This window comes from Spirosoma pomorum, assembly GCF_054776615.1.
On the sequence record NZ_BAAHBP010000001.1, the window covers coordinates 165,313 to 178,274 of the forward strand.

Annotated in this window: 10 protein-coding genes; 3 read left to right on the top strand and 7 right to left on the bottom strand. The window is 54.9% G+C overall.

Annotated features, from left to right (window positions below):
- Positions 1-7: 7 nt before the first annotated feature.
- The 4 genes from araA to ACYVAD_RS00665 form a co-directional block, all read right to left on the bottom strand.
- On the bottom strand, positions 8-1,498 hold the full coding sequence (araA, locus tag ACYVAD_RS00650) for an L-arabinose isomerase (protein WP_461137536.1): 1,491 nt from the start codon (positions 1,496-1,498) through the stop codon (positions 8-10).
- A gap of 145 nt (positions 1,499-1,643) precedes the next feature.
- Entirely contained in the window at positions 1,644-3,308 is a 1,665-nt protein-coding gene (locus ACYVAD_RS00655) for a ribulokinase (protein WP_461137537.1), read from the bottom strand.
- 84 nt (positions 3,309-3,392) lie between these two features.
- Positions 3,393-4,100, bottom strand: coding sequence for an NUDIX hydrolase (locus ACYVAD_RS00660; RefSeq protein WP_461137538.1), 708 nt, complete (start codon positions 4,098-4,100; stop codon positions 3,393-3,395).
- 177 nt (positions 4,101-4,277) lie between these two features.
- Complete coding sequence (locus ACYVAD_RS00665; protein ID WP_461137539.1) at positions 4,278-6,395, bottom strand: alpha-L-fucosidase; 2,118 nt, start codon at positions 6,393-6,395, stop codon at positions 4,278-4,280.
- A 307-nt stretch (positions 6,396-6,702) separates the two neighbouring features.
- Between ACYVAD_RS00665 and ACYVAD_RS00670 the strand changes: the two genes are divergently transcribed.
- From ACYVAD_RS00670 to ACYVAD_RS00680, 3 genes are read left to right on the top strand one after another with little or no spacing between them, the layout of a single operon-like run.
- Positions 6,703-7,344, top strand: a complete 642-nt coding sequence (locus ACYVAD_RS00670; protein ID WP_461137540.1) for a hypothetical protein — start codon at positions 6,703-6,705, stop codon at positions 7,342-7,344.
- On the top strand, positions 7,345-8,028 hold the full coding sequence (locus ACYVAD_RS00675) for a response regulator transcription factor (protein WP_461137541.1): 684 nt from the start codon (positions 7,345-7,347) through the stop codon (positions 8,026-8,028). It begins immediately after the preceding gene.
- 18 nt (positions 8,029-8,046) lie between these two features.
- A complete protein-coding gene (locus tag ACYVAD_RS00680; protein ID WP_461137542.1) occupies positions 8,047-9,414 on the top strand; it encodes a HAMP domain-containing sensor histidine kinase in 1,368 nt (455 codons plus the stop codon).
- A 20-nt stretch (positions 9,415-9,434) separates the two neighbouring features.
- Here the strand turns inward: ACYVAD_RS00680 and ACYVAD_RS00685 are convergent, their stop codons facing one another.
- From ACYVAD_RS00685 to ACYVAD_RS00695, 3 genes are all read right to left on the bottom strand, one after another.
- The gene (locus tag ACYVAD_RS00685) at positions 9,435-10,418 is read right to left on the bottom strand and encodes a hypothetical protein (RefSeq protein ID WP_461137543.1); all 984 of its coding nucleotides are present in this window, start codon (positions 10,416-10,418) and stop codon (positions 9,435-9,437) included.
- Positions 10,419-10,500: 82 nt separating this feature from the next.
- Entirely contained in the window at positions 10,501-11,613 is a 1,113-nt protein-coding gene (locus ACYVAD_RS00690; RefSeq protein ID WP_461137544.1) for a hypothetical protein, read from the bottom strand.
- A 40-nt stretch (positions 11,614-11,653) separates the two neighbouring features.
- Positions 11,654-12,895: an MFS transporter gene (locus ACYVAD_RS00695; RefSeq protein WP_461137545.1), complete on the bottom strand. Its 1,242-nt coding sequence runs from the start codon at positions 12,893-12,895 to the stop codon at positions 11,654-11,656.
- Positions 12,896-12,962 lie beyond the last annotated feature (67 nt).

Below are 12,962 nucleotides of genomic sequence, written 5' to 3' on the forward strand. Positions count from 1 at the left end.
TTCGCAATTACTTATACGCTACTTCGCTCCAGCGAAGCTCGTTTTTGAGTTGGCGCAGGGTTGTGTTTTTGTCGATCACGACGAGTTCGACGCCAAATAGTTCGGCGAAATCTTCGACATGTTCGGTCGTCAGATTCTGGCTGTAGACGGTATGGTGTGCGCCACCCGCGTAAATCCAGGCGGCACAGCCGGTTGCCATGTCGGGCATGGGTTTCCAGAGCGCACGGGCAACGGGCAGCTTGGGTAGCGACTGCGCCACCTCGACAGCTTCGACTTCGTTAACGATCAGCCGGAAGCGATTACCCATGTCGACCAGCGAGACGTTGATTGCCGGCCCCGCGCCCGCGTTGAATACCAGCCGAACGGGATCTTCTTTACCACCGATACCCAGCGGATGAATTTCGCAGGTTGGTTTATCAGCCGCAATCGAGGGGCAAATCTCGAGCATGTGCGACCCAAGTACGAGCGGGTTCGACGGGTCGAAATGGTACGTGTAGTCTTCCATAAACGAGTTACCGCCCGGCAGACCAGCCGCCATTACCTTCATCGTACGAACCATCGCCGACGTTTTCCAGTCGCCTTCACCGGCGAAGCCAAAGCCATCGGCCATCAGCCGTTGTGACGCGATGCCGGGCAGTTGTTTCATGCCGTGCAGATCTTCAAACGTGTCGGTAAACGCGCCGAAGCCGCCGTCGGTCAGGAAAGCACGCATGCCGAGTTCAATCCGGGCGGCATCGCGCAGCGATTCGTGCTGCGCCCCGCCCTTCACGAGCGACTCCATCAGCGTGTACGTGTCAGCGTACTCCTGCACGAGTTTATCCACATCAGCGTCGGCCATTTGGTTGATAACCGCCACCAGATCGCCGATGCCGTAGGTGTTGACCGACATACCGAAGGTCATTTCGGCGGCTACCTTATCGCCTTCGGTCACGGCTACCTGCCGCATATTATCGCCGAAGCGCGCTACTTTCAGCGTTTTCAGTTCGTAACCGGCGACCGCTACCCGCGTCCAGGCACCGATTTGCGCCAGTACGGTTTCATCCTGCCAGTAGCCAACGACTACTTTCCGGTTCATGCGCATCCGAGAGACCATAAACCCGAACTCCCGGTCGCCGTGCGCCGATTGGTTGAGGTTCATAAAGTCCATGTCGATATCAGCCCAGGGAATATCGCGGTTGAACTGCGTGTGCAGGTGCAACAGTGGCTTTCTTAGGATCGTCAGGCCCCGAATCCACATTTTGGCGGGCGAGAACGTGTGCATCCAGGCAATCACACCGATGCAGTTCGGCGCTACGTTGGCTTCCTGACAAATGGCGTAAATCTCGTCGGGCCGGGTAACGGTCGGCTTGAAGACAACCCGTACCGGCACAGCCGCATTGCTGTTCAGGAATTGCGCAATCTGCGTCGAATGGTCGGCCACCTGCCGCAGGGTTTCATCGCCATAAAGGTGCTGACTGCCGGTTACGAACCAGACTTCGTACTGTTTTAAATCAAGCATTGTATTCGGTTGTAGAATGATTTTTGATGATCCGCTCTAAATTCTTTGCTGGTCGGATTACCCCAACCCCCTGAAGGGGACTCTACTTACTCGCGGTCTAAGCCCCCTTCAGGGGGTTGGGGGTAATCCACCGGTGCGGTAAAGTTTATGCACTAATGAACTCGGCGTTTTTTGCTAATTCGCCTTCCACAAAGCCACCCAGTTTCCGATATTTCTGATACAGCGTCTCATATACGGGTACCAGCTCCGGGCGGGGGTGGTATTCGGCGTCGAAGCCAGAACCCATCGCCTGCTGCGCGGCTTCCATGGTCGGATGAACGCCAGCCGCAACGGCCGCGCACATGGCAGCGCCCAGCGCACACGCCTGATCGGCCTGCGCGACCTGAATGGGTTTGTTCAATACGTCGGCCAGTGTTTGCATCACGAACGCCGATTTCTTGGCGACGCCACCGATGGCGATTACTTTCTTGATGGGGACACCTTCTTCGATAAAGCGGTCGACGATACTGCGCGAACCGAAGGCCGTGGCTTCAACCAGCGCCTTGAACACGCGGGAGGCATCGGTACCCAAGTTCAGCCCGGCAATGGCCGACTTGAGCGTGTGATTGGCGTCGGGCGTACGGCGGCCATTGATCCAGTCGAGGGCGATCAGATCGGTTGGGGTGACGGGCAACTGTTCAGCCAGTTTGGTCAGGTGCGGAATCAGTTTGGCGGCCATTGTATCAGCGGCTTCATCGCCTAGCAGTTCCCGAACGGGCTTGGTAATTAGCCGGGCAAACCAGGCATAGACATCACCAAAGGCCGACTGACCCGCTTCCAGGCCCAGCATACCCGGTGCTACCGACCCATCGACTTGCCCGCAGATACCGCGAATCAGTCGGTGACCGATCTCTTCATTAGGTGCCATCAGAATATCGCAGGTCGACGTACCGATGATGCGGACGAACGCGTACGGTTCGATCTCGGCACCAATAGCACCCATGTGTGCATCGAACGCACCGACACCCACGACCACGTCCGGCGACAGACCCAGCTTGTCGGCCCATTCCGGTGACAGCGTCCCCATTGCTTGGTCGGAAGTGTAGGTATCGTGGAACAAGCGGTCACGCTGACCGGCTAGCAGGGGATCAAGTTTAGTCAGGAACTCCTCGGACGGCAATCCATCGAAGTCGGCATGCCAGAGGGCTTTGTGCCCCGCTGCACAGCGCGACCGTTTCAGTGTCAGCGGGTTTGTGTTTCCCGTCAGTACGGCCGAAATCCAGTCGCAATGCTCGATCCACGAAAACGCTTTTTCCCGAACGGCCGCATCGACGCGAATGGTACGGAGCATCTTGGCCCAGAACCATTCCGACGAATAAATACCGCCGACGTATTTGGTGTAGTCGGTATCCCAGTGGTGCGCCAGGTTGTTGATTTCTTCCGCTTCAGCGTTGGCGGTGTGGTCTTTCCAGAGAATGAACATACCGTTCGGATTCTCGGCAAAATCAGGACGCAGTGCCAGCGGCAGGCCTGTTTCATCGACCGGGCCGGGTGTCGACCCCGTTGTATCGATAGAGATGCCGACGACCTGCCCGCGCACCTCCGCCGGAGCCTGCGCCAGCGCGCCCTTTATTGCCGCTTCGATGCCTTCGAGATAGTCGAGTGGGTGCTGCCGGAACTGCGACGTAGCCGGGTCGCAATACAGCCCCTGCTTCCAGCGGGCGTACTCGTGCACGTGTGTACCAACCGCCTGACCGGTTTGGGTATCAACGATCAGCGCCCGGACCGAGTCGGTACCGAAATCGACGCCAATTACGTAAGGATGATTCATGACTGCCTTGACTATTAATGAGGAGAATACAAATTGAGCCGTTACGTAACCTTATTCGATCAGGCGTACAAGCTCGGTTAAGTGTCACAAAGAAAAATTAGTAAACTCAGGCAGAAACGCCTGATAGCCATTTAGATAATGCTGAAATTTCTGCTGATCTAATTTATAAAGCTGTGCCTTCTTGGTCGCCGAACTCTGGTCCTTCTCGCCCGTTGCGATCAGTAGTTCGGTCCCCAGAATCTTACGGCTGAAATTTCGTCGATCAAGCTTGATGTCATAAATGGCCTCGTAAAGCTTTTGCAGCTGGGGTACCGTAAATTTTTCGGGTAAGAGCTCAAACCCAATTGGGTAGAGAGCGGCTTTGTAACGCAGTTGGCGAAGGGCTGCTTCAACCATACTATCGTGGTCGAAAATCAGGTCCGGTTTGCTGGTCAGGGCGATCCACGATGCATTGTGCTCTTTCAGCGTTACGGGGTCTTGGTCGTTTATATTGACGAGGGAGTAATAAACTACCGAAATAGTCCGCTCAACGGGGTCCCGACTGACCGTACCAAACGTCTGAAGCTGCTCCAGATAATTGTTGTGCAGGCCCGTCAGTTTGAACAGTACCCGCGTAGCCGCATCTTCCAGATTTTCCTCCACATTGAGAAAACCACCCATCAGCGACCATTTGCCCGATTCCGGCTCGAAGTTTCGCTTAATCAACAACAGCTTCAACGATTCGCCGTCAAATCCGAAGATGATACAGTCCAGAGCAACCAGTATTCGGCTATCATGGGAATAACTCAGCATAGTCAGAAACCTAGATTGTGTACAAATTACATGATTTATGTGTTAGATATACACAAATACCTGACGAGCCAAAGCCCTTTGGCTTGACTATCTACTTTTGTCCACAAGAAAACTGATAAAAATTTAAGCAGTGTTACGAGTACCACTAGTTTTGCATATAAGCTTTTCAACGATTAACTAGTTAGTAATCAGATCTAATTCGGCGTATCCAACCGCGTTATCATCCTGCGTGTTGCGTACAGCCCGTAAGCGGACGTAGCGCGCTTTTGCCGATTTGAATGTCTTTACCTGCCACAGGGGATTGTTTTTGATGTTGGCGAACTCGCCGGTGTCTACTACGTTCCACTGCTGATTATCCGGCGACACGGCAAACTCATAGCTGGTGATGATGCCAGTTGTCCGACCCTGACCGGGCAAGTATTTAAAACCGGTCAAATCTTTCTCTTCGCCCAGATCAATAATCAGGTCTACTGGCATTTTCTTTTCCTGAGGCTGATACCAGGCGGAACCTGGATTTCCGTCGATTACGGCGATTGCGCGCTCGTCCGTGCTGCTGATGACTTTCCACTTGGCGTGGGCGATATCGTATTTTTCCCGCACAGCCAGGCTGCTTTTGCCGGATTCAGCGTCGTAGGCAATGGCTTGTATATCCACTTTTCCAGTCGTTGAGATGGGCCCTGCGTACCGCTGGGAATTCTTCGTCGGAATGCTACCGTCCAGCGTATAGTAAATGACGGACTCCTTGTCAGCGGGTTTGATTAGTACGTCCCCCACTTTGTTGCGGGTGATGGTTGGCGCAACGAGCACCTGGGGCGCATTGTAGACGCTTACATTGGCAATTACCGGATTACTTTTGGCGTCGGTTATCGTAAACCGAAGCTGCGTCGCCGTCACGGTTGGGAGAACCAGAATGCGTTTGTAGCCGATGGTTGTTTGCTTGGCCAGTTCTTTCCACTCTCCATTTACCAAAGCCTCCACCGTAAAGGCCTTTACGCGCTGCCCCAGGCGGATATATTCCTGCGCCAGAAAGCGATTGAACGTCGTGGGTTTATTGAAATCGATGGTTAGAGAAGCGGTTTTTACCTGATCGTCGGTCGTCCAGCACGTATTCTTATCGCCGTCCAGCGCTTTATCAGCCCCAAACTGCTTAGCATTTCCCCGTACGTTCGACGCGCTCGCGGATTTCTTCGCGGCTAGATTGACCGCAAAGGCTTCCTTTACGGCCTTAGCCAGACCGATTGCGGCTTTTTCATCGGTTTCGTGAATGAGTCCCCGTCGGTCAATGGGGAAATTAAGCAGTAGTGTCCCGTTCCGCCCGAACGAGCTGTAATAGGTGGTCAGCAGTTGGGGCAGCGTTTTTACCCGACTGTCTTCGTATTCGTGGTAGAACCAGCCCGGCCGGATCGATGTGTTCACCTCACCCGGCACCCAGGAATCGCCGTTTTCCAGGCCGTGACGTAACATATCTTCGGGCACATCGCCCGTAGCGTTCAGCAGGCTCCAGTTGGTTTCGCCAACGTAGCCTTCTTCAGTACCCACCCAACGAAGATCGCCCCGATCTCCGCCGTCGTTCCAGATGACGATGTTCGGCTGAAGCTGGCGGATAAGCTTGTACGTGTTTTTCCAGTCATAGTAGGTAGTGCGATCAATCTTCCGGGTTTCCCGGGTACCACCGTAGTATCCCGAACCGCCGTTGGCTCCGTCAAACCAGATTTCGAAAATATCGCCGTAGTTAGTCAGCAACTCTGTCAGTTGATTTCTGAAGTACGTAATGTACTCCGGCCGGCCGTAGCCCGCGTAGTTTCTATCCCAGGGCGACAGATAGATGCCTAATTTGAGGCCATATTCCTTACAGGCATTTGCCAGATCACGCACAATGTCTCCTTTGCCGTTTTTCCAGGGCGAGTTCTTAACCGAATACTCGGTGTATTTCGACGGCCACAAGCAGAACCCGGAATGGTGTTTTGCCGTCACGATAATTCCTTTCATCCCCGCTTCTTTGCAAACCCGTGCCCACTGGCGACAATCAAGTTTGTCTGGGTTAAAAATCTTGGGATCATCATCGCCGTAGCCCCATTCCTGGTCAGTAAAGGTATTAGTCGAAAAATGGACAAAGGCGTAATATTCCATCTCCTGCCACCGCATCTGATTCTCGTTGGGTACTGGACCGAAAGGCTTGGGGGGCGTTACCTGGGCTTGTACGGTATTGATTAACCAGGCGACAAGTACGAGTGCTACGACTAGTTGTTTATTCAGTACACGAGCGACGATTGAACCGTTGCGGTTGGACTTCATGGCGATTGTCATCAAATCAGAACGTAAAAAGGCGGGGGTGACCAGCGTGTTTTTTTAGATAGCCTAGCGCCAAAGGTACAGAGCACTATACGTTCACAAGATCAAATTGCTGCGTTTATAATCCCGCAAACTTGATTTAGTGGAGATTCGGGCCCATTTGGGGTTGTAAATAGGTGAAGCGAGTCAATTTTCCGGTTTAGTAGTCCGTAGGCAACACGGTTATCCGAATGGGTCTAATGTCGCAGCTTAAACTTTCTTAATAGTAAATTAAGGTCTTACTTATTCTCGCTCCTTACCTTTCCCGCTCATGAACTGGCTAAGAAGCTATCGATACACATTTATAGGACTCTTCTGGACACTTACACTAGCTGCTCAACCTACGCAATCGCTGTCGGGGCGGGTACTGGGCTATCTGGCAAACCAGGTCGGGGACTACGATGGGCTGCGACTTCGCACGACCACCGGGGTCACGTGGTTCCACTTTCCGCCCCATACGGCTGCTCAGGTACTGAAGCTGGCCCCCGTCGGGCAGACGGTCGTTGCCACGGGAATCAGGTATTCTCCCCCGCCGGCACGGACGTCTGATGGGCAGGAAGCGGCCCCAGTGTACCGGCTGACGAGCTTAGTCAACCGATCCAGGAAAACCAGCCTGCAGATTGCCGATCTTCCTCCGCCCCCACCCGCGCAGGGGAAATTGGCGAAAGCCGAAGGTCCGCTGACCGGCGAGTTACGCGACGACGCCGGTCGCTTGTCGGCGCTCGTCACCGACCAGTACGTAATTGATTTGAAACCCCATCAGAGCGAATCCATTCAGGCACTACTGGAGGGAGTTCATCGGCTGGGTGTGGTCGGGTACGAGCGAACGGCGGTGGGGTTCGTTAACAAGACGGGGCGAAAGCTGATTCACCCAACAGCACTAACTATCAACGGACAAACTTTTGCGTTGTAAATGCGAATACTACTAATCGACGACGAAGAAAAGCTGGCATTGCACCTGCAAAAAGGCCTGAACCAGGCTGGTTATTCGGTCGATGTGGCCCTATCAGGAACTGCCGGACTAGAACAGGCAGCGCTGGGCACTCACGATTTGATTCTGCTTGATTTAATGTTGCCCGGTACCACTGGCTTTGACCTGCTGCGGAACCTCCGCGACTTCGGCATCGACACGCCGGTGATGATTCTGAGTGCCCTCAACCAGTCCCAGCACGTCGTGCGGGGGCTCGACTTGGGCGCCATCGATTACCTGCGTAAACCGTTTGAACTGGACGAATTACTGGCCCGCATCCGGACCGTACAGCGGGGGCAGGCCGGGAGCCGCCTACCCGTCTGGCGCGTGGCCGACCTGACCATGGACCTCGCCACTCGAGAAGTGAGCCGGGCCGGCAAAACGATCACCCTCACTCCCCGCGAATACCAGTTACTGGAGCAGTTCATGCGTCAGCCCGGGCGGGTATTATCCAAGGCGCAGCTAACCGAGAAAGTATGGGATTCAGACTTTGACCGGGGCAGTAACGTAGTCGAGGTCCATATGCATCAGCTACGCAAGAAAATTGACAAAGGGTTCGACACCCCACTCCTGGAAACGGTAGTGGGTGTGGGCTACCGACTGCGCGGCACGCTGACCAACGCTTAATCCGGCCTATCGATACTCATGATGACCGCCTTACGTCCGGCCCGGAGCATTCGGTTTAAAATCGGGCTGGTTTTTGGTGCTACATTTTTTCTGGGGTTTACCGGGGCCGCCGGCTACCTGTTCAGCCGGGTGCGCACGGTCCTGATCGACCAGGATAACCGGACGCTGACCGATCGGGCAGGGCGGCTTTCGGAACGCACGTCGGTCTATCCGCTGGTGATCCCCTTACCCGACCGGGGTGAGGTTATGGCACTGTGGTTTTCCAGCGGTACGTTTCGCAAACGACTGTACAAGTCGCCCCACTTCCCCGCGGATTCGTCCTTTTTAACCGCGAAAAGCGCGGTAGAAGTGGATACCTTTCGACTAACAAAATTCGTACGGCCAGCCGACGATGGATACGGCAAACTTATTACGGTAGTCGGCCACAGCAGTCGTCCCCTACACCGCGAATTGCGTGGTATAGGTGTGTTGTTATTGCTGACGCTTTTGGGAAGTATCGTTGTATCCGGAATAAGCGCCTGGTGGCTGAGCGGTTGGTTATTACGTCCGTTGCGGTCGATCATTACCTCGGCGCAATCAGTCAGCCGCGCCGAACAGACGACGCCCATTCCGATTCCTGATTCGGGCGACGAGTTACAGGAACTGGCCGAAACCATCAACCAGATGCTGGCCAGGATCGGGCAGGCGGTCGAGACGCAACACACTTTTTTTGCCGCAGCCTCACACGAACTTCGAACGCCCCTGAGCATTCTTCGAACGGAAATCGAAGTGGCCCAGCGCGAAGCTATCAATGATCGCGAGCGGAAATTTCTCCATAGCCAGCTCAGTGAATTACGTCGGCTCAGCCGCCTGGTCGACGATCTGCTGGCCATGAGTCAGCTGCGGGCGGGCACCCTGCAATTACGCATCGAACCCATCGACCTTGACGATCTGACGCTTCACTTGGTCGAACGCTATCAACGGGCCATCAACGAGCGCGATTTGTACCTGTCCATTTCACTGGATGAAACCACCGATCAGTTGACCGTTCGGGCCGATCTCGACAAGCTGACGAACGTACTACTGAATCTGCTTGATAACGCCGTCAAGTACGCTACCCCCGCTACCCGACTCGACCTGACTCTGAACAGACAGGGTCACCAAATTATCTGGTCATTAACAAATCAGACGACCGCCCCACTCCCCGATCCAAACCGGCTAAGCCGCCAATTCTACCAAGCCGATCCCCAGCACGATGGGTACGGGTTAGGTCTCTGGATTAGCCATCAGGTTACGCGGCTGATGGGCGGCACGCTCCAGGTGTCCGGTACCGGAGGAGAATTCAGGGCTGACCTTCAGCTGCCAATAAATGAGGGAAGCCCGTCAGACGGACTTCCCTCGAACTAATCACGAACGATCGGTTGGAATTAATTGCGGGCTTCGGCCATTAGCAACTCACCAGCTGACGTCAAGCGAACCTTGTATAGTTGCTTACCGACTGCGACATCAAGCATGTATTCGCCCGTAGTCCCCGTTGGCGGGGTGTTTAGCTCGGCCGCCAGGAAGGTGTACCCGCTGAAATTCGTCTGCAAATATGACCCGACAGCCGACGGTAGCTTGCTGCTATCCAGGATGAACGACCGGTTAGCTGGCGCTGGCGGAGCTGGGGGCGTTGCGGTACCTGACACGGGAGCCGTGGCCGTTCCCGATACAGGGGCCTTCGGCACGGGTGGTGCGGGCGGAACCGGGGCGTTAGTCGTACCAGACACAGGGGCAGTAGCCGTTCCCGATACAGGAGCGCCCGGACCAGCAGGGGGCGTTGGCGTAACGACGGCTCCGCTAGCGTTCAGGTGCAGGGTTGTCGGCTGGTTATTGCTAAAGAGTTTTACGTCGTACTGCGTTACGCCGTCGTGCACATGTAGCTCAGTCCAGCCGTATGTGTACGATGCGTACGTACTACTGCTGATCACACCGGCCACCGCAGCCGGAAGTTCAGATTTTGCTACGTAGCTAACCGCGTGGTCACCGGCGGGCGCAGGTGGGGGCGTTGGCCCACCCTGTGGCCCGGTGGGTTTTGCCACCAGCGCGTTGTTGGCGTCAAAATCCAGGTCAACCAGCGTTCCGTTTTGTACGAATTTAACCTTTGTCCCCTCAAAAGTTGTTGTACCAGGCTGGCGTTTGCGGTCTACTTTTATCAGCGAATAGCCAGCATACTTCTGATCCAGATACGTTTTCACGCCAGCAGGCAATGTCGACGTGGGCAGTGGAGAAATCAGCGTAACGGCTTGCGTTGATGAGCCGACACGGGCGTTAGCTACCGAAAGCTGATCGGGGCCAATTGTACCATTTTTACTGCAACTGGTCACGATCATCGTAGCCAGTACGGAGGCCGTCAAAATTATTTTCTTCATTGGATTTGTGTGTTTTACAATCCAAAAATGCCTGACCGATATGAAGAAAGGCTTAAGAAAGAATTAATTCGGCCACAGGTGCTCAACGTCGTGGCGTCCGATCTTTTTGCTGACTTACAATCTCGTTCAGCAGGATGGTCAGGTCGTTATTCATCAGCTTGATTTCGGTTTCTAACTCACCCAGCATCGTCGCGCGCAACGTCAGGGCTTCGGCGTCGTAGTCATCACCCGCACCGAAATAATCGACTTCGTGATGGAGCTTTTTCGCTCGTTTCCCGGCGGCATCGAGTGATGTTAATACCTCCCAGCGTTCCCGCAATTCGGTAACTACCGTCTGACGGTTGCCAATGCGGGGCTGATTGAGATAATACCAGACCAGCGGAGCAAACAGAGTCGATCGGGCTGTTCCATCTGAATTAGACCTATTCAGACTAGCTATATCTTGACCGGTTCTATCCTGACCAGATCCATCCGGCCCAGGTCCATCCTGACCGGGCCGCTCCCAGATGTCGCGCAGCGGATTGCGAACGTGTGAGTAATTAATACGAGGTGGTTTCTGGCGAAGGGCCAGCACACCCAGCGCGCCCTCTCCTACTCCCCCGGCAACGTGCAGCCAGTCGGCCGTTACGTGTTCTTCGTGCAGATTTAGTATACTGGCTCCGATGATGGCCACCGCCCCGATCGTGATCGCGCTGATAGTCATACGCTTCTCGCGGATGTTTTCCCGACGGGTCAGCAGGGTTGCCGTTAACGTAGCGCGTTTGGTATCGCAGTCAAGCAGGGCAGAAGCCGTAGCAATGTCAGCATTGGCGAGTTGAATCTGATCAGTAATACGTTGCCGGACGGCCAGATACGCCGTTGACGGCATCCCACTCGCTGGTGCTGCGTTGGCTTCCTCAGCTTCCAGTTTGGTCAGCTGCGCCAGCAGGGGGATCAGGCCTACCGCCTGTGCCATTCGCAGAGCCCGTGGCCCGTAGCGTCCCTGCAATAACGTTTCTTCGGCCGAACCGACCTGAATGGAAGCCGGGCGAAATACGTAGCCAGATGTATGGCTTGAATCGATCTCGCAGTGATCCTGCGCCACCCGTTGCAGGGCTTCCGACGCGCGCCGACTGCTCATACAGCCAGTTGCCAGCCAGGTAACGGAGAGGCCCAACAAAACGTAAAACCTCGATTTGTCAAGGAGCGTATTCATGAAAAGAAGTTGAGTGATTAATGGAATTAGCCCACTGAAATCAGGCCGTTTTTTTGCTGGTTTCGGGGACAAAGAACCACAGCACAGCCACGGCGGCTACGGCAATGCAAGAAAGCACCAGAAAGACCGTGTTGTAGCTACTCCGCAGCAGAATCCCTCCGGCGAAAGCATTGCTTAGTGAGGCTCCCAGCCCTACGGCGGTGGCGATAGCGCCCTGTGTGGTATTGAACAGACCACTGCCCCGCGTAAGATCAGACACTACCAGAATCGATAGTACGCCGAAAATCCCTGCGCCTACGCCGTCGAGAATCTGGATGGCTACCAGTAGCGTCGGTTCGTTGGTCAACGTGTACAATACCCCCCGAATGGGCAGCACCGCGAACGCAATCAACAGCAGCCGTTTACGTCCAGATGGTGCCAATTTCCCGGCCCAGTGACTGACAGGAATCATCACAACCTGCGCTACAATAATGCAGGCCGACATGTAGGCCGACGACGTCCCGGCGTCGATACCCTGGGCCAGTCGCTGCCCCAGCAAGGGAAGCATAGCTGCGTTAGCGAAGTGAAAAAGCACACAGGCCAACGCAAAAAAGAGGATAGAACGATTACTCAAGATAGCCCTCCAGCCCGACGGTTTATCATCCGTTCCAGCATCTTCGCCGTCGGGACAACCCCGCGCCAGATCGTGATCAATGTCTTTCTCCTGAATTCGCCAGATCGCGAAGCTGCTGATCAGCGACATCACCGACAGCAAGACGAAAATACCGGCGCTGCTGACGTAATACCCAATCAACCCGGCCAACAGAGCCGCAAATACGTTCCCGGCGTGGTTGAAGGTTTCGTTACGTCCCACCCGTCCGTCCAGGGCTTTAGGTCCCACAATCCCCAGTGTAATAGCCGCGACAGCGGGCGTAAACCAGGCGGCAGCAATACCCATCGCCACTTGTCCACCAATAATCACCCCGTAGGTAGGAAACGAGATGGTCAACAGGGCGGCCGATGCAATCAGCATGGACGCCACCACCGAAAACAGGCGTTTATAGCGGGTTCGGTCAACGAGCGCCCCCGCAGGCGTCTGCGTCGCGACGGTGGCAATACCCATCACCGACATTGCAATACCGATGCTCTGGGCGTCCCAGTGCAAGGTTGTAAGCAGGTAAATGGCCAGATACGGGCCGAGGCCATCGCGCACGTCGGCCAGAAAGAAATTAGCTGCGTCGAGCGCGCGCAGGCTTCCTTTGCCCGGTTGCCGGGTACGGGGAGCAGGTATAGTGTCAACCATTTTTCGTAACGCTGAAGTAATTAATTGAGTAAGTCTTGTTGCAACCCAAAACTGGGTGGCATGCATC

Bases quoted from the DNA above. Each gene is read 5' to 3' on its own strand.
- ACYVAD_RS00685 (WP_461137543.1), bottom strand. From the start codon at position 10,418: ATGAAGAAAATAATTTTGACGGCCTCCGTACTGGCTACGATGATCGTG.
- ACYVAD_RS00670 (WP_461137540.1), top strand. From the start codon at position 6,703: ATGAACTGGCTAAGAAGCTATCGATACACATTTATAGGACTCTTCTGG.
- ACYVAD_RS00660 (WP_461137538.1), bottom strand. From the start codon at position 4,100: ATGCTGAGTTATTCCCATGATAGCCGAATACTGGTTGCTCTGGACTGT.
- ACYVAD_RS00665 (WP_461137539.1), bottom strand. From the start codon at position 6,395: ATGAAGTCCAACCGCAACGGTTCAATCGTCGCTCGTGTACTGAATAAA.
- ACYVAD_RS00655 (WP_461137537.1), bottom strand. From the start codon at position 3,308: ATGAATCATCCTTACGTAATTGGCGTCGATTTCGGTACCGACTCGGTC.
- ACYVAD_RS00680 (WP_461137542.1), top strand. From the start codon at position 8,047: ATGATGACCGCCTTACGTCCGGCCCGGAGCATTCGGTTTAAAATCGGG.
- ACYVAD_RS00695 (WP_461137545.1), bottom strand. From the start codon at position 12,895: ATGGTTGACACTATACCTGCTCCCCGTACCCGGCAACCGGGCAAAGGA.
- ACYVAD_RS00690 (WP_461137544.1), bottom strand. From the start codon at position 11,613: ATGAATACGCTCCTTGACAAATCGAGGTTTTACGTTTTGTTGGGCCTC.
- araA (WP_461137536.1), bottom strand. From the start codon at position 1,498: ATGCTTGATTTAAAACAGTACGAAGTCTGGTTCGTAACCGGCAGTCAG.
- ACYVAD_RS00675 (WP_461137541.1), top strand. From the start codon at position 7,345: ATGCGAATACTACTAATCGACGACGAAGAAAAGCTGGCATTGCACCTG.